Here is a 21,183-nt window from a genome sequence, read left to right as displayed (position 1 = left end):
CAACACTCCGTCTGCATGGCATTTATTCACGAACTTCTCCATGGTGAAGCAGGGGTTTCACGGGGCATGCCCCGTGCGTGCGTAACGGTGTCGCCTTGTAAGGCGACACTCCGTTTGCATGGCATTTATTCACGAACTTCTCCATGGTGAAGCAGGGGTTTCACGGGGCATGCCCCGTGCCTGCGTAACGGTGTCGCCTTGCAAGGCGACACTCCGTTTGCATGGCATTTATTCACGAACTTCTCCATGCCCAAACACCACGTACTTGAGCGAGGTGAGTCCTTCCAAGCCGACCGGACCGCGTGCATGCAGTTTGTCGTTCGAAATGCCGATCTCCGCACCCAGTCCGTACTCGAAGCCGTCGGCAAAACGGGTAGAGGCGTTCACCATCACCGAAGCAGAATCCACCTCGCGCAGGAAACGCATCGCACGGGTGTAGTCTTCTGTCACGATCGCATCGGTGTGCTGCGACGAATAGGTGTTGATGTGCTCGATCGCCTCGGCCACGTCGTCCACGATTTTCACGGCAAGGATCGCCGCGAGATATTCGGTGCGCCAGTCTTCTTCGGTCGCTGCCGCCAGATGCGGATAGCCGGCAAGTATCCTGCGCGCTTCGTCGTCACCGCGTAGTTCCACCTCTTTCGTGCCGTACAGTTCCGCCAGTTTTGGCAGCATCTGAGGTGCAATGCCGCGCGCAACGAGCAACGTCTCCATCGTATTGCAGGTGCCGTAGCGGTGGCACTTCGCATTGAAGGAAACCCTCAGCGCCTTGTCGATGTCGGCCTTGTCGTCGATATACACATGGCAGATGCCGTCGAGGTGCTTGATCATCGGCACCGTCGATTCCTTCATCAGGCGTTCGATCAGGCCCTTGCCGCCGCGCGGGACAATCACATCCACATATTGCGGCATCGTGATCAGTTCGCCCACGGCGGCGCGATCGGTGGTTTCGACGATCTGCACCGCATCTTCCGGCAGTCCTGCACCGGCCAGACCTTCCTTGACCAGCTTCGCCAGCGCCTGGTTGCAGTGGATCGCTTCCGAGCCTCCACGCAGGATGGTGGCATTGCCGCTCTTGATGCACAGTCCTGCGGCATCGACAGTCACATTTGGCCGTGCTTCGTAGATGATGCCGATGACGCCCAGCGGCACGCGCATCTGTCCGACCTGGATGCCGGTCGGGCGATATTTCATGTTCGAGATTTCTCCGATGGGGTCGGGCAGGGCGACGATCTGCTCCAGTCCCTCGGCCATGGTCGCAATTGCCTTGTCGGACAGGGTCAGGCGATCCAGCATCGCTTCCGCGAGGCCGTTCGCACGCGCCGCATCCAGGTCCTTCTGGTTGGCCGCACGCAAGGCCGCAGCATCGCGCCGGATGGCGACCGCGATCAGCGACAGCGCTTGGTTCTTGGCTCGGGTATCGGCCTTGGCCATTGCACGCGATGCCTTTCGGGCACGTTGGCCGACTTCGTTCATGTAATGTTTGATGTCCATGTTTCGATGAACCTGCCTAAAAAATGTCATGAATACGTAGGGCGGAAAAGCGCAGCGCCTTCCGCCATAGATTTGCGATCTGTCGGAAGGCGCTGCGCTTTTCCGCCCTACGGTCTATTTGAATTCTGTAACGTCAGCCGTGGGCCACTCTCAGGCCAAGTTGCAACAGTGCATCCCATGCGTCGCCCGCGAATTCCTTCGCACGCAATCCCTTGACCATCTTATCGACTTGCGCAGCTTGCTGCAGTGCGCTCTCCAGCGTCGATAACTTCAGGCGGCGCAGGGCGGGTTCCATCAGTTTTTCACGCGGACCCCAGATGCGGTATTCCTTCAGCAGCATGCCGACTGACTTACCTTGCGAGGCACCGGCCTTGATTTTCAGTAGCGTGCGAATCTCTTCCGCCATTGCCCACAGCACCAGCGGCAGCGCTTCCCCTTCGCCTTTGAGACCCTCGATCATGCGTACTAGCCGGGCGATGTCACCTGCGAGCATCGCCTCATTGAGCTTGAATACATCATAGCGGGCAACATTCAATACCGCGTCCTGCACCTGCTCGAAACTGAGCTTTCCTTCGGGATGCAGCAATGCGAGCTTCTGAATCTCCTGATGGGCCGCAAGAAGATTGCCTTCGACGCGGTCAGCGATGAAGTCGATACTTTGCCGATCGGCACTCTGCCGTTGTGCCGCCAGCCGCGCGCCAATCCATGCCGGCAACTGATTGCGTTCCACCAGAGGAATGTCGATGTACACAGACACAGCTGCCTGCTGCAGTGCCGCCACCCAGGCGCTCTTTGCCGTTTGCCAATCAAGCTTCGGCAACGTAATTAGGGTGACATTGTCGGGGTTGAGGGATCCGACATACTCCTGCAGCGCTTGTCCGCCATCCTTGCCCGGCTTGCCAGTGGGGATGCGCAATTCGATCAGCTTGCGGTCGCCGAAAAGCGACTGCGACTGGTTGGCTGCCAGCAGCTCGCCCCACTTGAAGCTGCGTTCGACAACCAGCACTTCGCGTTCGGAAAAGCCCTTCGCGCGTGCCGATTGGCGAATCCTGTCCGCTGCCTCCAGCGCCAGCAGATGTTCGTCGCTGGTGATCACGTACAGCGGCGCCAGCGTCTTTGCCAAGTGCGCATCCAGGGCATCAAGCCGCAGTTGCATGATGTTTCCTTGTCATACCGGCTTGAGCACCTGCAAGCGCCGCAGCATCTGCTGCACCAGGTCGCTTTGCATGTCGCGATAGAGCAGGGCTTCTTCGCTTTCCTTTGCCATCACTGCCGACTCATTGAAGCTGATGTCCCGCTTGAGGACGATTTCCGTCGGCGCCAGCAATTCTCTGCTCTTGTTGTCCCGCACGCGAAATCCCAATCTGTAATAGAGCGTGTACTCGCGCACACGACCTTGCGTGTTTTTGGAGAGAATCGCCTTTTCGCGACTTTCCGACAGCACATCGAGGATCACCTGTGCGGCTTTAGGATCTGTCACGACCTGTGTGTCGCCGCTGGCGCGGATGTGGCGTTTGAGCTCAGTGCCGAGCGGCGATGTTTCGGCGAACCCCACGTAGATCGTCTTGAACGGCAACGCGGTCCCGCCGTTCGATCCGCGCAGCTGGAAACCGCATGCGGACAACATCGCGGCGGCGGCCAGCGTGAGGAGGGTACGGCGTTTCATGGGCATCTCCGGTTGCAATCCAATTCAGTTCATCAGGCGACGATATTGACCAGCTTGCCGGGTACGATAATGACCTTCTTCGGCGTGCCTTCAACGAACTTCTTCACGTTTTCGTTGGCAAGCGCTGCTGCCTCGATGGCCGCCTTGTCGGCTTCCTTCGGCACTTTCACGCTGCCGCGCAACTTGCCGTTGACCTGCACCATCAGTTCGATTTCGGCTTGCTCCAGCGCGGCGGAGTCGACCTGCGGCCATGGTGCATCGAGGATGTCACCAAAGGCGACTGCAAAACCCAGTTCTTGCCACAGCACGTGGGTGATGTGAGGCGCAACCGGATACAGCACACGCAGGAAGATCGAATAGCTTTCCGCGATCACCGCATTGGACGCGGCTGATTCGTCAAGCTTCGCTGCTTCCAGCGTATTGAGCATCTTCATGCAGGCAGAGACGACGGTGTTGTACTGGATGCGCTTGAAGTCATGCTCGGCTTGCTGCAGGATCTTGTGGATCTCGCGGCGCAGCGTCTTGTGCGCTTCCGGCAGTGCGCCGAAATCAACGTCGCTCGACGCGGCGATGCGGTCCTTCTGCGCATGGCCAAATGCCCATACGCGGCGCAGGAAACGGTTCGCGCCTTCTACGCCAGCACCGGACCATTCCAGCGTCTGTTCGGGCGGCGAGGCGAACATCGTGAACAGGCGCGCGGTATCGGCGCCGTACTGGTCGATCTGCGCCTGCGGGTCGATGCCGTTGTTCTTGGACTTCGACATTTTCTCGGTACCGCCGAGTTCGACCGGCTTGCCGTCGGATTTCAGGATCGCGGATACCGGCCGGCCCTTGTCGTCGAAGGAAAGTTCGACGTCGGCCGGATTGAACCAGGTTTTCTTGCCGCTGGCGTCTTCGCGGTAATAGGTTTCGTTCAGCACCATGCCCTGCGTGAGCAGGTTGACGAAGGGCTCATCGAACTTCAGCAGGCCGAAGTCACGCATGACCTTGGTCCAGAAGCGCGCGTACAACAGATGCAGCACCGCATGTTCGATGCCGCCGATGTACTGATCCATTGGCATCCAGTAGCCATTGCGGCTGTCGACCATGGCGTCGTTGCTGCCCGGCGAGCAGTAGCGCATGTAGTACCAAGACGAATCGACGAAGGTGTCCATCGTGTCGGTTTCACGGCGCGCCGGCTTGCCGCATTTTGGGCAGTCGCACTTCAGGAATTTTTCGTGCTTGTTCAGAGGATTGCCGCTTCCATCTGGTACGCAATCTTCCGGCAGCACCACCGGCAAGTCCTTTTCCGGAACCGGCACATCGCCGCAGTCTGCACAGTGAATGATCGGGATCGGGGTGCCCCAGTAGCGCTGACGCGAAATACCCCAGTCGCGCAGGCGGTAGGTAACCTTCTTTTCGCCGATGCCTTGCGCGGCCAGATCGGCCGCGACCGCATCGACCGCCTGCTGGTAATTCAGTCCGTCGTACTTGCCGGAGTTGACGCAGCGGCCGTTTTCCTTGTCCGCATACCATTCCTGCCAGGCGTCCGTCGAATAAGCCTTGCCTTCGACGGCAATGACCGGTTCGATTGGCAGGTTGTACTTCTTCGCGAATGCAAAGTCGCGCTCGTCATGCGCCGGCACACCCATTACGGCGCCGTCGCCGTAGGTGATCAGCACATAGTTGCCGACCCAGACCTCGACCTTGTTGCCGGTCAGCGGATGGGTGACGAACAGGCCGGTCGGCATGCCCTTCTTTTCCATCGTCGCCATGTCGGCTTCGATCACGCTGCCTTTCTTGCATTCGGCGATGAAGTCGGCCAGTGCCGGATTCGATTGCGCGGCATGGGTGGCCAGCGCATGTTCCGGCGCCACCGCGCAGAAGGTGACGCCCATGATGGTGTCGGCGCGGGTGGTGAACACCCACAGCTTGCCGTCGTTGATCGCCTTGCCCGACGCATCCTTGATGTCATGCGGGAAGGCGAAGCGCACGCCGGTCGACTTGCCGATCCAGTTCGACTGCATGATGCGCACGCGCTCCGGCCAGCCCGGCAGCTTGTTGTCGACATAGTCGAGCAGTTCTTCCGCGTACGACGTTATCTTCGCGTAGTACATCGGAATCTCGCGCTTTTCGATCAGCGCGCCGGAACGCCATCCGCGTCCGTCGATCACCTGTTCGTTCGCGAGTACGGTCTGGTCGACCGGGTCCCAGTTCACGGTGCCGGTCTTCTTGTAGATGATGCCTTTCTCCAGCATCTTCAGGAACATCCACTGGTTCCACTTGTAGTATTCCGGTTTGCAGGCGGTCATCTCGCGCGACCAGTCGATCGCCAGGCCCATCGCCTGCATCTGCTTCTTCATGTACTCGATGTTCGAGTAGGTCCACTGTGCCGGCGGCACGCCGTTGGCCATCGCCGCGTTTTCCGCCGGCATGCCGAATGCATCCCAGCCCATCGGCATCAGCACGTTGTAGCCGTTCATCCGCAAGTAGCGGTACATCACGTCGTTAATCGTGTAGTTGCGCACGTGGCCCATGTGCAGCTTGCCGGACGGGTAGGGCAGCATGGAGCAGGCGTAGAACTTCTTCTTGTCCTTGCCGTTCTTGTCCTTTGCGTGTTCGACGGTCTTGTACGCGTCGATGGCATGCCAGTGGTCTTGCGCCGCTTTTTCGACGTCGCCGGGGATGTATTTTTCTTGCATGACGGATGAAGCTGAAAGTGGATGTAAACCAGCCATTATACTGGTTCGTCCATCCATATTGCGTCGCGGCGGCATTGGATTTTCGCCGGAAAATCAACCAAATAGGTCAGCGCAGGGCAAGCGACAGGGCGGGATTTTCGCCATTCTCGACGTAGCGCTCATTAACTTCGGCAGTGCACTCTTCCAGGGCGTCGAGGATATCCGGCGCCTGGCGTCGCAGGGTGCTGGAATGCGGGACTTCAATTTCCAGCACGTCGTCGGCACCCAGCACAAAGGACGACATGCCGTCATCGTCGCGAAGACTGCTCAAGCAGTCGATCCAGGCATCCATGTTCCGGCCATAGAAATCCGGGAAGCCGAAGGCGGCCTTGCAGGCATCGTGGAATGCGGCCCAGTTGCCGATCTGGCGGCCGTCGAGTCGGACGGTAGGCATCGGATTACTGTTTTTCCTTCGCGTCGGTAACAAAGCCGATCTTGGTCATGCCGTTGGTCTGGGCTGCCGACATGACCTGTGCGATCACCTCGTAGCGTGTTGCCTTGTCGGCACGAAGTTGCAGTTCCGGTTGCGGATTTTGCTGCGCGGCCTGAGCCAGTTTAGGTCCGAGGTCGGCTTGTTCGATCGGGGCGTTGTTCCAGAAAATCTTGCCTTCGCCATTGATCGAGAGTGAGATGGTCTCAGGCTTCTGCGGTGCTGCAGCTGATTGCGCATTCGGCAAGTCGAGCTTGATCGCATGCGTAAAGAGTGGCGCGGTGATAATGAAAATGACGAGCAGGACCAGCATCACGTCGACCATCGGCGTAACGTTGATATCCGCCATTGGTGCGTTCTGCTTGTTGTAGTTGAATCCGCCGAATGCCATGTGGTTGCTCCGGTTTTATTTGCCGACGCGGGTGCCGGTGGTCAAATACGCATGCAGATCATGCGCAAATGCGTCCAGCTCAGCGAGCGTCACGCGATTGACGCGGGTGAATGCGTTGTAAGCCAGCACAGCGGGGATGGCGACGACCAGTCCGAGCGCGGTCATGATGAGTGCCTCGCCAACCGGCCCCGCGACCTTGTCGATCTGGACAGTGCCTGTCGTGGATACGGCGACGAGCGCATGATAAATACCCCAGACGGTGCCGAACAAGCCGACGAAAGGAGCGGTGGAGCCCACCGATGCCAGCAAGGTAAGTCCGCTTTCCAGGCGCGACGACACGCGGTTGATTTCCTGGCGCAGCGTGCGCGTAATCAGCTCGCTCGGGTCGATGGTGGCGTTCAGCGAGCCGGCCTGTGCGGTGACGCTGGCTGCTTCGGCGCTCTGGATTGCCAGCGGTGCATAGACGTTTTCGCTGTCGGCTTTGCGGACGATGGCGATGGCGTCCGGCAGGGTCGGGGCCTTCCAGAATCCTTCAAGGGCGCCTGCGCTTTTCCGGATGCGGAAAGAGCTCCAGGCTTTCGAGAATATGTAGTACCAGCTGACCACCGACATCAGCAGCAGGAGATAGGCGACTGCATGTGACACTGCATCGCCCTGGGCCCAGTAATGTGCAAATCCGAGAGTCTGGTTCATGGTGTGTGGCGGTAATTTAATTGTCCTGAAGTTTAAACGGGATCGGAACCTCATACCACTCGTCCACGGGGTTGCCGTTGACAGTGGCGGGAGTGAAACGCCAGGTTCGGACGGTGGTGCTTGCTGATTTGTCGAGCAGCGGGTAACCGCTCGACTTCTTGATTTCAACTGCGCCGGCCGTGCCGTCCGCTTTCACGAGTACACGCAGCAATACGGTGCCTTCTTCGTTGTAGTTTTGCGAAAGACGAGGATAGGGTGGACGCTGGTTCGTTGCCGCGTAATGCGCGTCGGACGCGCGCGTCCTGGCTGCTGCAGTTGGAGAGTTGAGGCCCGGTGCAACCGCTTCCGGAACGGCCGTGGCGGTCACGGCTGGCGGCGCTTGCGATGGCTCCGGCTTTATGTCAGGAGATGCATCGGAAGGTGGCGTCGCGGCACTTTCCTGGCGCGGAGCGGGAGCCTGATCCGGCTTGGGCACAGCCTGCTTGCGCTCGCGAGGTTTTGGCTGAATTTTTTTTTGGGGCGGGGGAACAGGCGGAGGCTCCGGCTCTGCCTGAGCCATCGTGGGAGCCGGTAGTGGCGTCGGTACGATCTCAACAGCGAGCGGGACAGTTTCGGCCGCTTGCTGTGTGTTGTCCGAGATTGCCGTCATCGCCACGCCTATCAACGCCGCATGTAGCAAAATTGTTGCTGCAGCAGCCGGCAATGGCGATACAGGTTTCATGCAATTCGCCGTGTTGGAGCGCGGGCGCCTGCAATGGGTCCTTGAGGCTTAACGCAGTCCCAGCACGTCGTGCATGTCGTATAAGCCGGTTGCCTTGTCCGCAAGGAAGCGTGCTGCGCGCAGGCTGCCAAGCGCATAGCTGACGCGGCTGGACGATTTGTGCGTGATCTCGATGCGCTCCCCGATGCCCGCAAACAGGACAGTGTGGTCGCCGACGATGTCGCCGCCGCGGATCGTGGCAAAGCCGATGGAGGAGGGATCGCGTTCGCCGGTCACGCCTTCACGTGCATAGACTGCGACATCCTTCAGGTCGCGGCCGAGCGCGCCCGCAACGACTTCGCCCATCTTGAGTGCGGTACCGGACGGCGCATCGACCTTGTGGCGATGGTGCGCTTCGATGATCTCGATGTCGTAGCCATGCGAAAAGTTCTTCGCCGCCATCTCCAATAGCTTCATCGTGACGTTTACACCGACGCTCATGTTGGGAGCGAAAACAATGGCGGTTTTCTGTGCGGCTGCTGCAATGGCAGCTTTGTCGGCATCGTCGAAACCCGTGGTGCCGATAATGAGTTTGATACCGTGCGCAGCACAGTATTCGAGGTGCTTCAATGTGCCTTCGGGGCGTGTGAAGTCGATCAGGAACTGGGCGTTCGCGAGACCCTTGGCGAGGTCGGATTCGATCGGGACGCCGGTGGGTTTACCCAGGAAAGCAGCTGCGTCGGTGCCGATTCCAGGCGAAGCAGCAACATCAAGTGCGCCTGCCAGCGTCATATCTTCAGCATTCTGGATGGATTCGATCAGCATGCGGCCCATGCGGCCGGAGGCGCCTGCTACGGCGATTTTCAGTTGGGTCATTGCTTGCACTTATTTGTTGGATTGCGCCGGTGTAGAACCGGCAATCAATGCGAGATATTCCTGTTCGGTCGGCAGGATGCCGCCGTCGATACTGACCAGTCGGTTGTCCTTGAAATAGACGGTGACGCGGCTGGAAATGATTTCGCCGTTGCCCTTTTTCAGGCGGAACACATAATCCCACCGGTTGGCATGAAAGATATCCGTCAGCAAAGGCGTTCCCAGAACGAAGCGAACCTGCTCGGGCGTGACACCGTCTTTGGTGCGCATGCCCTCCTTGAGTTGGTTGACCATTTCGCGGGAAATGAAATTACCCTGCTGAATATCAATGCGATAGGGCGTCAGAAATCCAAATACCCGTCGTGCACGGCTTGGCCCGGCGGTAGAGACACCGCTTTCGCCCGGTTTTGCAGCACTTGCGGAAGGCGCGGACGGCTCATCGATGAGGGGATTCTTGGACGCGCAGCCGGCAAGGCAGGCGGCGACCAGACAGATGGTTCCGGCCAAAGGGCGGGTTGAGCGCAGCAACGGCTTTCGCATAGAGGATCTCAATTCGTTGAGCAAGTTGGCCAAAACGCTATATGATAAAGCAGATATACCTATTCCGATCAACGACATGCCTACTAATCCTTCCGAGCTGAAAGCCAGCGGTCTGAAAGCGACCCTGCCCCGGCTCAAGATTCTTGAAATTTTCCAGAACAGTCCCGTCCGGCATCTCAGTGCTGAAGACGTGTACAAGATCCTGCTTACCGAAAGCATGGATGTCGGTTTGGCAACGGTCTATCGTGTGCTGACGCAGTTCGAGCAAGCCGGGCTCCTGCACCGGAATCACTTTGAAACGGGCAAGGCGGTATTTGAGCTGAACGAAGGCTCACACCATGATCATCTCGTCTGTCTGGATTGTGGTCGGGTGGAAGAGTTCTTCGACGAAGAGATCGAAAAACGTCAGCAGCGAGTCGCCAAGGAGCGAGGTTTCAATATTGCCGAGCATGCGCTTGCACTCTACGGGCACTGCACCAAGCCGGATTGCCCGCACCGCCCGCGTTAGACATATCTTTCATTGCTCGTCTAAACACCCTTTCTGCAGAATGATGTAAGACTGTCGTGCAAAACACGGCAGTGCAACTACTCGCGTCCGGGTAGAGTGCAGCGCAATACCGAACGAAATAATGAAGTCCGATACCAGAAGTTTCCCGCGCAAGATATTGCGGGCACCCGCCAAAGTCACATTCCCGGGGCGACCCACTTACCGCGCCAAGACAATGGATATCTCACTCGGTGGTGTTTCCGTGATCGTTGTCGATCAATTTCCAGTAGGCCAGATCTGTACGGTGACGCTCGAAGCGCCTGTCAATGGCAATATTGCGCGGGTAACCGCGACAACAAAAGTCGTTTACAGCATTCTCAAGGGGACGGAAGGATTCCGTACTGGCCTGCAGATCGTCGAAATCGATTCAGCCAGCAACAAGACGCTCGCTGAATTGATGATTTGACCTGTCCTGCGACCGACCGCTTGAAAGGGCTGCGTGCTGAACGGTCAGGAATGGCTCAATGCATTCGATAACAGCTTTGCCGTGATGTCGACAATCGGGATGACGCGTTCGTAAGCCATGCGCGTTGGCCCGATGACGCCAAGTGTGCCAACGATTTTGCCGTTGACCTCGTAAGGAGCAGTCACTACGCTCATTGCGTCTACCGGCACCAGTTGTGATTCGCCGCCAATAAAGATCTGTACACCGCTCGCCTTGCTCGAGACATCGAGCAATTGCATCAGGCTCGTCTTCTGTTCAAACAGGTCAAACAGTTTGCGCAGCGAGGTCATGTTGGACGCGAGATCCGTCACGCTCAACAGGTTGCGCTCGCCGGAAATGACGACATCATCAGCGGCTTCCGCCATGGCGTCGCTGCCGGCTTCGACAGCTGCCTGCATCAGTCGAGTCATGTCGTCACGCAACTGGCGTAGTTCGCCCTGGAGGCGAGTGCGTACTTCATCGAAACCGCAGCCTGCGTAATGCTGATTGATGTAGTTGGCCGCCTGGACGAGTTGTGCGGGCGTGTAATCCACGTCGGTCAGCAGCAGGCGATTCTGCACATCCCCGTTCGGTGCAACGATCACCAGCAGGATCCGCCGTTCAGACAGGCGCAGGAATTCTATTTGCTGGAATACCGATTCGTGCTTGGGTGTCATCACTACGCCGGCGAACTGTGACAGCGATGACAGGACTTGCGCGGCGTTGGCAATGATCTTGTGCGGGGAGTTGGTCTGCAGGCGCGGTTGCAGCTTCGATTCGACGGTTGTTTCGTCGATTTGCTGGACCGTCAGCAAGGTATCGACGAACACACGGTAGCCGCGCGGCGTCGGTATGCGGCCTGCGGACGTGTGGGGACTGGCGACAAAACCCATCTCCTCCAGGTCGGCCATGATGTTGCGGATGGTCGCCGGCGAGAGATCCAGGCCGGATATTTTCGACAATGCGCGCGAGCCCACCGGTTGGCCGTCGGCGATATACCTTTCGACTAGCGCCTTGAGGAGCGTTTGTGCACGAGTATCGAGTTGCATGTGGTTATTTTATGCGAGCAGCCAATCGAGATGTTAGATTCTGTTGCCGACCCGAGTCAGATCAAACTCCGGTTTTGTATTCCACTCTTCCTGCGTTGCGAGCCAATGCTCCAGTTCAAACAGCGTTGTGCAGATGGCATGAGGACGTATGTGTTCAGGCAGGGGGCGCGTTGGTCCAAGCTCGGGACGGTTCATCCAGACGGCGCGAAGACCGGCATTTTGCGCGCCTTGCACGTCAAGCAAGGGATCGTCACCCACATAGACCGCTTCATGCGGCGCCACATCAAGCGCCTCGCACGCAGCATGGAAGATCGCCGCATCCGGTTTTGCCCGCCCAAATCGATACGCTGCGACCGAAGCGCTGAAAAAATGGGCGATGCCGATCTCATGCAGGTCTGCTACGCCGTTCGATATTGATCCCAGTACGACGCGCTCGCGCAATCTGGTGAGTACGGGGAGGACATCATCGAAAGGCGTGACTTCGTTGCGGGCTCTGGAAAACACGTCGATTGCCATATCCGCCATTGCTACATCCCCGTCATGCTTGCGGAAAGCCTCAAGCAGCACAGCATGACGCAAGGCTTTCAAGTCCAGCTGGTATACCGGATCCGTTGCCATCAATTCCTGCCGGCGTTGTCGCATGCCGTCGATCGTCACCCGACCTGCAACTTCCGGGGCGTGGTGTTTCAACCACTCGTGCAACACGTTCTCCGCGCGCTCGATCACGGGCACGATCGGCCAGAGCGTGTCGTCCAAGTCGAACAGAACGGCTTTGATAACTGACATATGGTCCCTGAATCAACGATTTTCAACGGCGGCGCGCTGTAACAGACGCCTGAATTATGGTCTAATCTGCAGCATGTTGCCTTCCCAGTCACTTGCCACCCCAAACGCCTTCAAGACTGTCGCCGTTGTCGGCAAGTACATGGCCGCCGGTATCGAACAGTCCCTGTCCGACATTGTCAGTTTTCTCAGCAGTTCCGGACATACTGTAGTGCTCGAGAAGGAAACTGCGCTGAACCTGTCTCTCCCGCATGTCGCAGCCATGACGCCGACCGAAATCGGCCAGCATGCCGACGTCGCGATTGTTGTCGGCGGCGACGGCACGATGCTTGGTATCGCACGCCAGCTTGCGCCTTTCAATGTTCCATTAATCGGGATCAATCAGGGCCGACTCGGCTTCATGACCGACATTTCGCAGGAAGGGATGATCCCCCTCCTGGCCGATATGCTTAGCGGCAAACTGGAAGCCGAACAACGGACGCTGCTCGAAGGCTCCGTGATTCGTGGCGGCGAAACGATCTTCCATGCGCTGGCGTTCAACGACGTTGTTGTGGCGCGCGGTGCGACAACCGGTATGGCGGAACTGAAGGTCGAGGTTGACGGACACTTCATGTACAACCAGCGGTCGGATGGTCTGATTGTTTCTACCCCGACAGGTTCCACTGCCTATGCCTTATCTGCCGGCGGACCGTTGCTCCATCCCAGTCTTTCCGGCGTCGTGCTTGTGCCGATCGCGCCGCATGCGTTGTCCAACAGGCCTATCGTATTGCCTGATGCGAGCACGATCGTCATCGAAATCATGGGCGGGCGTGACATTAGTGTCAATTTTGACATGCAGTCGCTTGCCAGCCTGCAGCATCATGACCGTATCGTCGTCAAGCGTTCCGCCCATACTATTACCTTCCTGCACCCACAAGGCTGGAGCTATTACGATACCTTGCGCGAAAAGCTCCATTGGCATGAATACCCGTCCGTGGCCGGGCAGTTAAAATAACCAGCTTGTCTTCGCTACAAGAAACAATCATTGCACCATGCTGCGCACACTTTCCATTCGCGATTTCGTGATCGTTGATTCGATCGAGCTCGACTTTTCCCCCGGCTTTACCGTTTTTACCGGTGAAACAGGCGCTGGCAAGTCGATCCTGATCGATGCCCTCGCGCTTGCACTTGGCGGAAGGGGGGATGCCAGCGCGGTTCGTGAAGGTGCTGCCAAAACCGATATCACTGCCGAGTTCTCGACGGGCGGCAGGATCGACACCTGGCTGGCTGATCATGAATTTGGCAGTGATGATGGCGCCGTGCTGCTACGTCGCGTGATCGACAACGCGGGACGTTCCAAGGCCTTCATCAACGGCGTTGCGGCGACCGCCGCACAGTTGCGGGAGCTGGGGGAAATGCTCGTTGATATCCACGGCCAGCACGCCCACCAGTCGCTCCTCAAGGTCGATGCGCAACGCGTACTGCTCGACACGCAGGCCGGCCTGCAGGAGGATGCAAAGACAGTTGCAGCGGCCTACAAGGCGTGGCGCGCACTTGCGAAGCAACGTGAAGAATTCGAGGCAAATGCACGAAACGTACTGCTCGAGCGCGAGCGTCTCGAATGGCAGGTCGGCGAGCTGGAGAAGCTGGCAGTCAAGCCTGGTGAGTGGACCGAAATCAGCAACGAGCACAGCCGTCTTTCACATGCTGCCAGTCTGATCGAGGGCGCGCAGGAGGCACTCAATACGATTTCCGAGTCGGACACCAACCCGATTCTGTCCCAGTTGTCTGCATTGACGCAAAAGCTTGGCAAGCTGGCGGATATCGACGCGGCATTAAAGCCGGTAGTGGATGCGCTGGAACCGGCACGCATTCAGTTGCAGGAAGCGGTGTATTCGCTGAACGATTATCTCAGCCGTGTCGAACTTGATCCCGAACGCTTGCACGAGGTCGAGACGCGGCTCGAAGCGATCCACTCGACTGCGCGCAAGTTCCGCATCACGCCGGACGATTTGCCCGAGGAGTACACCTCTCTGTCGGCACAGTTGAGGCAGCTTGCGGACGCTACCGATCTTGACGCAATGCGCGAGCAGGAAGAAAAGCTCAAGGCGGCGTACATGGCGGCGGCACAGAAGCTGTCGAAGGCTCGTGCACGCGCTGCGAAGGCATTGAGCGATGCGGTCACATCGGCAATGCAGGACCTCAGCATGTCAGGTGGACGTTTTGAGGTCGCGTTGAACCCTTGCGAGCCCGCCAGCTATGGTGTCGAACAGGTGGAATTCATGGTCGCCGGACATGCAGGCACAAGCTTGCGGCCGCTCGCGAAAGTGGCGTCCGGCGGTGAACTGGCCCGTATTTCCCTGGCTATTTCCGTCATTACGTCCAGTTCGACCGCAACGCCGACCTTGATTTTCGATGAAGTGGACAGTGGCATCGGCGGCGGTGTGGCCGAAGTCGTCGGGCGCTTGCTGAAACGCCTCGGCCATGACCGGCAGGTCCTGTGCGTGACGCATCTTCCGCAGGTGGCCAGCCAGGCCAACCAGCACTTCCAGGTCAGCAAACGCAATGCCGATGGCAGGACGCTGTCCCGGATCGATGCGCTGGATTCCAAAGAACGGATCGAAGAAATCGCCCGTATGCTTGGCGGTCTCGAGATCACGGCGACCACGCGCAAGCATGCGAGAGAGCTTCTTGCTTCCTGATTCCAAGGACGCTGCCTACCTCCCCAATAACGCAGTAGAAAACAAACCTTATACGATGCGTCCCAACAAGGAACCCTCCTATACACACGGCACCGTTCCACGTACGGCAGTGGTGCTGGTCAATCTCGGCACGCCGGATGCGCCGACAGCACCGGCATTGCGTCGCTATCTGAAGCAATTCCTGTCCGACCCACGCGTGGTCGAAATCCCGAAGGCTGCCTGGTCGATCATCCTGAATGGGTTCATCCTGCCTTTCCGCTCCGGCAAATCGGCAGAAAAATATGCATCGATCTGGACTCAGGAAGGGTCGCCTCTAAAGATTCATACGGAGAAGCAGGCGCTGCTGTTGCGCGGTTACCTGGGGGAGCGCGGACACCAGGTCGACGTTGCGTATGCGATGCGTTATGGAAATCCTTCCCTGCCAAGCGTGCTCGACAAGCTCAAGGCTGATGGCTGCGACCGCATCCTGATCCTTCCTGCCTATCCGCAGTATTCCGGTACCACGACTGCGTCCATCTTCGATGCCGTCTTCGCACATTACGCGAAGGTGCGCAACGTGCCGGAACTGCGCATGGTGAAGCATTATCACGACCATGAGGCCTATATCGGCGCGCTCAAGGAATCGTTGCTCTCCTACTGGGAGGTGCACGGCCGCCCCGACAAGCTGGTCATGAGCTTCCATGGCGTGCCGAAGAGGACCTTGTTGCTCGGCGACCCGTATCACTGCGAATGCCACAAGACGGCACGACTTCTTGCTGCGCAACTACAGCTGGCGCCGGAGCAGTACATCGTGACATTTCAATCACGCTTTGGCCGCGCGGAATGGCTGCAACCCTACACCGCACCTACCCTGGAAAAGCTGGGCAAGGAGAGTACACGCCGCGTCGATGTGATTTGTCCAGGTTTCACGAGCGACTGCCTGGAAACGCTGGAAGAGATCGCGATGGAGGCCAAGCGCGACTTCCTCACGGCGGGAGGCAAGGAATTTCACTACATCCCATGTCTGAATGAGTCTCCGGCATGGATTACTGCGCTTGCCGAGATCGTCGAACAGCACATGATCGGCTGGCCGACTGTCCTGACGGTCCAAATGCGCGAGCAGATCAGGAAGGATTCGGAGATTTCACGCGCACAGGCACTGCTACTCGGCGCAGAGAAATAAGATCACCTGCTTTACGGCAGCGAAATCAGGTTTACCTGGCAAATCCAAGCGGTAGCGAGCAATGAATAGGCAACAATAGCTGCCGAGATCAAAGGCAGTTTCATGATGGTTTCTCCTTGCAACCGACAAACGCAGTTGCAACATGGTTAATACCATCGTAATACGCCAGCCGGAAAACGGAAGCGCCCGAGGCATAAAGAATGTAACAAGAATTTACGCCTCGCGACATGCAGGGAGACGCCGCATCCGCCACTGACGAAGTACCGTTCAATAAAGATAGTGATTCCCCTTGAAAAAAAGGGGAGAATCCTTATTTACAAGGGCAGTTACAACTAAGTCTTTGATTATTGGAGAGTTTTTGCGATGCAAGAGCAAGAGAAAATGCAAGAGCAGGTAGAGCAGCCGCCTCAGCCACAGCCTCAGGCCGCTCCGGAAAGCACCGAAGCACAGCAGACCGCGCCCTCCTTGGAAGAAAGACTCGCGGCTGCGGAAGCCAAGGCAGCAGAAATGCAGGATGCGTTTCTCCGTGCTAAGGCGGATACGGAAAACATCCGTCGGCGCGCACAAGAAGATGTTGCCAAGGCGCATAAATTCGCAATCGAGAATTTCGCAGAAGCGTTGGTCCCGGTAAAGGACAGCCTCGAAATGGCGTTGAAACTGGATACGCCATCCGTGGAGGCGCTGAAAGAGGGCGTAGAAATGACCCTGAAGCAGTTGAACGCGGCTTTTGACCGTAACCGGCTGGCGGAAATCAATCCTCAACCGGGCGAAAAGCTCGACCCGATGAAGCATCAGGCGATTTCCATGGTTCCTGCAGAACAGGATGCCAATACTGTTGTCACCGTCCTGCAGAAGGGGTACACGATTGCTGACCGTTTGTTGCGGCCAGCACTGGTGACGGTTGCACAGTAAAAACAGGAAAAGAATACGAAATTACTGCAAAAGTGCTTGAAACCGGCGCTTTGTTCCATATATTCAACACATCAGAAATCCAGTCTTTAAGAGGAACATCATTATGGGCAAGATCATTGGCATCGACCTTGGTACCACCAACTCCTGCGTAGCAATCATGGAAGGTGGCCAGCCGAAGGTCATCGAAAACTCCGAAGGCTCCCGGACGACGCCGTCCGTGGTTGCGTATCAGGAAGACGGCGAGATTCTCGTCGGTGCACCGGCCAAGCGTCAGGCTGTGACCAACCCGAAAAATACGCTGTACGCCGTCAAGCGCCTGATCGGACGCAAGTTTGCTGAGAATGAAGTACAAAAGGACATCAATCTGATGCCCTACCAGATCGTCAAGGCCGACAACGGCGACGCCTGGGTGCAGGTACGTGACAAGAAGCTCGCAGCACAGCAGGTATCCGCTGAAGTCCTGCGCAAGATGAAGAAGACCGCCGAAGATTATCTCGGTGAAGAGGTGACAGAAGCCGTCATTACGGTGCCGGCCTACTTCAACGACGCACAACGTCAGGCAACCAAGGATGCCGGCCGCATCGCCGGCCTGGATGTGAAGCGCATCATCAACGAGCCGACCGCGGCTGCGCTCGCATTCGGCCTCGACAAGAGCGGCAAGGGCGATCGCAAGATCGCGGTGTATGACCTCGGCGGCGGCACCTTTGATATTTCGATCATCGAGATCGCCGATGTCGAAGGCGAAATGCAGTTCGAAGTTCTGTCGACAAACGGTGATACCTTCCTCGGCGGTGAGGACTTCGACCAACGCTTGATCGACTACATCATCGACGAGTTCAAGAAGATCAACGGCCTCGACCTGTCGAAGGACGCAATTGCCTTGCAACGCATCAAAGCGTCGGCCGAGCGCGCGAAGATCGAGCTGTCGTCCTCGCAGCAGACTGAAGTCAATGAGCCGTACATCGCGATGGTCAATGGCGCACCGGTTCACCTGAACATGAAGCTGACTCGCGCCAAACTGGAGTCACTGGTCGAGGAGCTGGTCGAGCGCACCATTGAGCCGTGCCGTATTGCGATCAAGGATGCCGGCGTGAAGGTTTCCGATATCCAGGACGTGATTTTGGTTGGCGGCATGACCCGCATGCCGAAGGTGCAGGAAAAGGTAAAGGAGTTCTTCGGCAAGGATCCACGCAAGGACGTCAATCCGGATGAGGCAGTTGCCGTCGGTGCTGCGATTCAGGGTTCCGTGCTGTCCGGCGACCGCAAGGACCTGCTGCTTCTGGACGTGACCCCGCTGTCGCTCGGTATCGAGACACTTGGTGGCGTGATGACCAAGATGATCCAGAAGAACACCACGATTCCGACCAAGTTCAGCCAGGTGTTCTCGACTGCGGACGACAACCAGCCCGCTGTGACCATCAAGGTGTATCAGGGTGAGCGTGAAATGGCGACCGGTAACAAGCTGCTCGGCGAGTTCAACCTCGAAGGCATTCCGCCGGCACCGCGCGGCATTCCGCAGATCGAAGTGACGTTTGACATCGATGCCAACGGTATTCTTCATGTTGGCGCGAAGGACAAGGCATCCGGCAAGGAGAACAAGATCACCATCAAGGCCAACTCCGGTCTGACCGAGGAGGAAATCCAGAAGATGGTGAAGGACGCCGAGCTGTATGCGGACGAAGACAAGAAGCTGAAGGAACTGGCCGATGCGCGCAACCAGGGTGATGCGCTGGTGCACTCGACTCGGAAGGCGCTGACCGAGTATGGCGACAAGCTCGACGGCGGCGAGAAGGAGAAGATCGAAGCGGCGATCAAGGATCTGGAAGAAGCCCTCAAGGGTAACGACAAGGATACGATCGATGCCAAGGTTGCCGCGTTGTCGACTGCAGCGCAGAAGCTCGGCGAGAAGATGTATGCCGATGCACAAGCCCAGCAGGCTGGTGCTGCTGGTGCCGCCGGCGCAGCAGGTGCGGGTGCCGGCGCTTCGGAAGCGAAGGCGAACGAGGAAGACGTCGTTGACGCCGACTTCAAGGAAGTCAAAGATAAATAATCTGTCTTCGTCGCGATACCAGGGAGTTTACTGGTCGCGATGAGCCGCCGAGTCGTAGTGATCGTCATGCGGTCCTCGGCTCGGCGTTTTCGCTTGAATAGAAGGTGCCGACAAAATGGCAAAGCGCGATTTTTACGAGATACTGGGTGTTGCGAAAAACGCCTCGGACGACGAGATCAAGAAGGCGTACCGCAAGCTCGCAATGAAATACCATCCGGACCGTAATCCGGATAGCAAGGGAGCGGAAGAAAAGTTCAAGGAGGCAAAAGAAGCCTACGAGATGCTGTCCGATCCCAGCAAGCGCGAGGCTTATGACCGCTATGGACATGCCGGTGTAGATCCGAACATGGCTGGCGGCGGCTTCGGCGGTGCTGGTGCCGGCTATGGAGGCTTCTCCGATGCCTTTGGCGACATCTTCGGCGACATCTTCGGCCAGGGCGCACGCGGCGGTCGTGGTGGTCCGCAGGTCTATCGCGGCGCGGATCTGCGCTACAACCTCGAGATCACGCTCGAACAGGCCGCGAATGGCTTCGATACCACCATTCGTGTTCCCTCCTGGACCGAGTGCGACACCTGTCATGGTTCCGGTGCAAAACCGGGGACTTCGCCGACCACCTGTACTACGTGCGGTGGCCAGGGTCAGGTCCGCATGCAGCAGGGCTTCTTCAGCATTCAGCAAACCTGTCCGAAGTGCCACGGGACGGGCAAGATCATTCCGACGCCATGTTCATCGTGCAGCGGTGCAGGACGCATCAAGCGCAACAAGACTCTGGAAGTGAAGATTCCCGCCGGTATCGACGACGGCATGCGTATTCGCTCCTCCGGCAACGGCGAACCGGGCATGAATGGTGGGCCGCCGGGCGACCTGTATGTCGAGATTCGCATCAAGCAGCATCCGGTGTTCCAGCGCGATGGCGACGATCTTCATTGCGAGATTCCGGTTTCTTTTGCGAAAGCGGCATTGGGTGGAGAAGTCGAAGTGCCCACCCTCAGCGGGAAGGCGTCGTTTAGCCTTCCAGAGGGCACCCAGTCCGGCAAGACATTCCGTCTGCGCGGCAAGGGTATCAAGGGCGTACGCTCAGGTTACGCGGGTGATCTGTTCTGCCATGTAGTGGTCGAGACGCCGGTGAAACTCACGGATCGGCAGAAGGAGTTGTTGCAGGAATTCGACCAGCTTATGACTGCTGGCGGTTCAAAGCACAGCCCGCAAAGCAAGTCGTGGAAGGATAAGGTCAAGGAATTCTTCGAATAATCGAAGATCGATTCCAATCTTTCTCGGCCTGCAAAGACGGGGCGCAATCAAGGAAAAAGCCGCTATTCCACCGGAAAGCGGCTTTTTCCTTTCTATGGTAGTTTTTATGTGCGTGGAAAATCTTCTCCATTCTTTCTTCGCATAATAAGAAACGGTCGTTCTGTTCGTGGTCGACTAACTACCTGGGAGGCAACATGAAGAGACACACTTACATTTCCCGTACGCTCGGCGTCCTGACTGTCGTGATCGCATTATTGGTTGCGCACACAGCAGGTGCAGCGGAGGTGGGCGGTATGAAACTCGACGACACGATACGTCTCGCCGATCAGGAACTGAAGCTGAATGGTGCCGGCATTCGCTACAGGGCAATCTTCAAGGTCTATGCCATGGGCCTCTACCTTACGGAAAAGAAAACCACGGTCCCTGATGTCTTGGCGGCACCGGGAGCGCGACGGACTGTGATTATTCCGCTCAGGGACATCAGCAACGAGGATTTCGGGCGCGCCTTCATGTCCGGCATTCAAAAGAACAGTGACAGGACGGAGAAGGCCAAGCTCGTCACGCAGCTGCAGAAGTTCGGTGAGCTGTTTGCTTCGATCCCAGAGCTGAAGAAGGGCGATGTGCTGACGACTGATTGGATCCCCGGCGTCGGAACAGTCATCCAAATCAACGGGAAGAAGACTATCGATCCGCTGCCGGACATCGCTTTCTACAATGCCATTTTGAAGATCTGGCTTGGTGATCATCCGGCCGACTCGCGACTCAAGCCGATGCTGCTCGGCGTGAAATCCGAGGAGCGCTGACCTTATGCCTCTG

21 protein-coding genes are annotated in these 21,183 nt (G+C 57.7%); 9 read left to right on the top strand and 12 right to left on the bottom strand.

The window, feature by feature from the left end; genetic code table 11:
* Positions 1-228 precede the first annotated feature (228 nt).
* The 10 genes from ACYVIA_RS03395 to ACYVIA_RS03350 all read right to left on the bottom strand — a co-directional run bounded on the left by ACYVIA_RS03395 (position 229) and on the right by ACYVIA_RS03350 (position 9,507).
* Positions 229-1,524 carry a glutamate-5-semialdehyde dehydrogenase gene (locus ACYVIA_RS03395; protein WP_460837892.1) on the bottom strand — a complete coding sequence of 432 codons (1,296 nt, stop codon included), beginning with the start codon at positions 1,522-1,524 and terminating at the stop codon, positions 229-231.
* Positions 1,525-1,627: 103 nt separating this feature from the next.
* Positions 1,628-2,650 carry a DNA polymerase III subunit delta gene (gene holA, locus ACYVIA_RS03390; RefSeq protein WP_460837891.1) on the bottom strand — a complete coding sequence of 341 codons (1,023 nt, stop codon included), beginning with the start codon at positions 2,648-2,650 and terminating at the stop codon, positions 1,628-1,630.
* A gap of 12 nt (positions 2,651-2,662) precedes the next feature.
* The gene (locus tag ACYVIA_RS03385) at positions 2,663-3,166 is read right to left on the bottom strand and encodes an LPS-assembly lipoprotein LptE (protein WP_460837890.1); all 504 of its coding nucleotides are present in this window, start codon (positions 3,164-3,166) and stop codon (positions 2,663-2,665) included.
* 26 nt (positions 3,167-3,192) lie between these two features.
* Positions 3,193-5,841 (bottom strand): leucine--tRNA ligase, encoded by a 2,649-nt coding sequence (gene leuS / locus ACYVIA_RS03380; protein WP_460837888.1) that lies wholly within the window; start codon positions 5,839-5,841, stop codon positions 3,193-3,195.
* 106 nt (positions 5,842-5,947) lie between these two features.
* Complete coding sequence (locus ACYVIA_RS03375) at positions 5,948-6,274, bottom strand: barstar family protein (protein ID WP_460837887.1); 327 nt, start codon at positions 6,272-6,274, stop codon at positions 5,948-5,950.
* A 4-nt stretch (positions 6,275-6,278) separates the two neighbouring features.
* Positions 6,279-6,701 carry an ExbD/TolR family protein gene (locus tag ACYVIA_RS03370; RefSeq protein WP_460837885.1) on the bottom strand — a complete coding sequence of 141 codons (423 nt, stop codon included), beginning with the start codon at positions 6,699-6,701 and terminating at the stop codon, positions 6,279-6,281.
* 15 nt (positions 6,702-6,716) lie between these two features.
* The gene (locus tag ACYVIA_RS03365; protein WP_460837883.1) at positions 6,717-7,394 is read right to left on the bottom strand and encodes a MotA/TolQ/ExbB proton channel family protein; all 678 of its coding nucleotides are present in this window, start codon (positions 7,392-7,394) and stop codon (positions 6,717-6,719) included.
* A 16-nt stretch (positions 7,395-7,410) separates the two neighbouring features.
* The gene (locus ACYVIA_RS03360) at positions 7,411-8,115 is read right to left on the bottom strand and encodes an energy transducer TonB (RefSeq protein WP_460837881.1); all 705 of its coding nucleotides are present in this window, start codon (positions 8,113-8,115) and stop codon (positions 7,411-7,413) included.
* Positions 8,116-8,163: 48 nt separating this feature from the next.
* Positions 8,164-8,970 carry a 4-hydroxy-tetrahydrodipicolinate reductase gene (gene dapB, locus ACYVIA_RS03355; RefSeq protein ID WP_460837879.1) on the bottom strand — a complete coding sequence of 269 codons (807 nt, stop codon included), beginning with the start codon at positions 8,968-8,970 and terminating at the stop codon, positions 8,164-8,166.
* Between the two features lie 9 nt (positions 8,971-8,979).
* Positions 8,980-9,507, bottom strand: coding sequence for an outer membrane protein assembly factor BamE (locus ACYVIA_RS03350; RefSeq protein ID WP_460838702.1), 528 nt, complete (start codon positions 9,505-9,507; stop codon positions 8,980-8,982).
* Between the two features lie 76 nt (positions 9,508-9,583).
* Here ACYVIA_RS03350 and fur point away from each other — a divergent pair, with 76 nt between their 5' ends.
* Positions 9,584-10,015 (top strand): ferric iron uptake transcriptional regulator, encoded by a 432-nt coding sequence (fur, locus tag ACYVIA_RS03345; RefSeq protein ID WP_460838699.1) that lies wholly within the window; start codon positions 9,584-9,586, stop codon positions 10,013-10,015.
* 121 nt (positions 10,016-10,136) lie between these two features.
* Positions 10,137-10,460: a PilZ domain-containing protein gene (locus ACYVIA_RS03340; protein WP_460837877.1), complete on the top strand. Its 324-nt coding sequence runs from the start codon at positions 10,137-10,139 to the stop codon at positions 10,458-10,460.
* Between the two features lie 44 nt (positions 10,461-10,504).
* Here ACYVIA_RS03340 and hrcA read toward each other — a convergent pair whose 3' ends face one another.
* Positions 10,505-11,527 carry a heat-inducible transcriptional repressor HrcA gene (gene hrcA / locus ACYVIA_RS03335; RefSeq protein ID WP_460837875.1) on the bottom strand — a complete coding sequence of 341 codons (1,023 nt, stop codon included), beginning with the start codon at positions 11,525-11,527 and terminating at the stop codon, positions 10,505-10,507.
* Positions 11,528-11,560: 33 nt separating this feature from the next.
* Positions 11,561-12,313, bottom strand: coding sequence for an HAD family hydrolase (locus ACYVIA_RS03330; RefSeq protein WP_460837871.1), 753 nt, complete (start codon positions 12,311-12,313; stop codon positions 11,561-11,563).
* A 73-nt stretch (positions 12,314-12,386) separates the two neighbouring features.
* On the opposite strand from ACYVIA_RS03330, the gene ACYVIA_RS03325 reads away from it, so the two are divergent.
* The 7 genes from ACYVIA_RS03325 to ACYVIA_RS03295 all read left to right on the top strand — a co-directional run bounded on the left by ACYVIA_RS03325 (position 12,387) and on the right by ACYVIA_RS03295 (position 21,170).
* On the top strand, positions 12,387-13,304 hold the full coding sequence (locus ACYVIA_RS03325) for an NAD kinase (RefSeq protein ID WP_460837870.1): 918 nt from the start codon (positions 12,387-12,389) through the stop codon (positions 13,302-13,304).
* A 37-nt stretch (positions 13,305-13,341) separates the two neighbouring features.
* Entirely contained in the window at positions 13,342-14,991 is a 1,650-nt protein-coding gene (gene recN, locus ACYVIA_RS03320) for a DNA repair protein RecN (RefSeq protein WP_460837867.1), read from the top strand.
* A 55-nt stretch (positions 14,992-15,046) separates the two neighbouring features.
* A complete protein-coding gene (gene hemH / locus ACYVIA_RS03315; protein WP_460838697.1) occupies positions 15,047-16,153 on the top strand; it encodes a ferrochelatase in 1,107 nt (368 codons plus the stop codon).
* 381 nt (positions 16,154-16,534) lie between these two features.
* Positions 16,535-17,065, top strand: a complete 531-nt coding sequence (gene grpE / locus ACYVIA_RS03310) for a nucleotide exchange factor GrpE (RefSeq protein ID WP_460837865.1) — start codon at positions 16,535-16,537, stop codon at positions 17,063-17,065.
* A gap of 103 nt (positions 17,066-17,168) precedes the next feature.
* On the top strand, positions 17,169-19,115 hold the full coding sequence (gene dnaK, locus ACYVIA_RS03305) for a molecular chaperone DnaK (protein WP_460837864.1): 1,947 nt from the start codon (positions 17,169-17,171) through the stop codon (positions 19,113-19,115).
* A 115-nt stretch (positions 19,116-19,230) separates the two neighbouring features.
* Positions 19,231-20,367 (top strand): molecular chaperone DnaJ, encoded by a 1,137-nt coding sequence (gene dnaJ, locus ACYVIA_RS03300; RefSeq protein WP_460837862.1) that lies wholly within the window; start codon positions 19,231-19,233, stop codon positions 20,365-20,367.
* Positions 20,368-20,561: 194 nt separating this feature from the next.
* Complete coding sequence (locus tag ACYVIA_RS03295; RefSeq protein ID WP_460837860.1) at positions 20,562-21,170, top strand: chalcone isomerase family protein; 609 nt, start codon at positions 20,562-20,564, stop codon at positions 21,168-21,170.
* The last annotated feature ends 13 nt before the right edge of the window (positions 21,171-21,183 follow it).

Source organism: Noviherbaspirillum agri, assembly GCF_054780595.1.
Note: the sequence above shows the minus strand (reverse complement) of the source record. Positions and strands in the feature narration are given on the sequence as shown.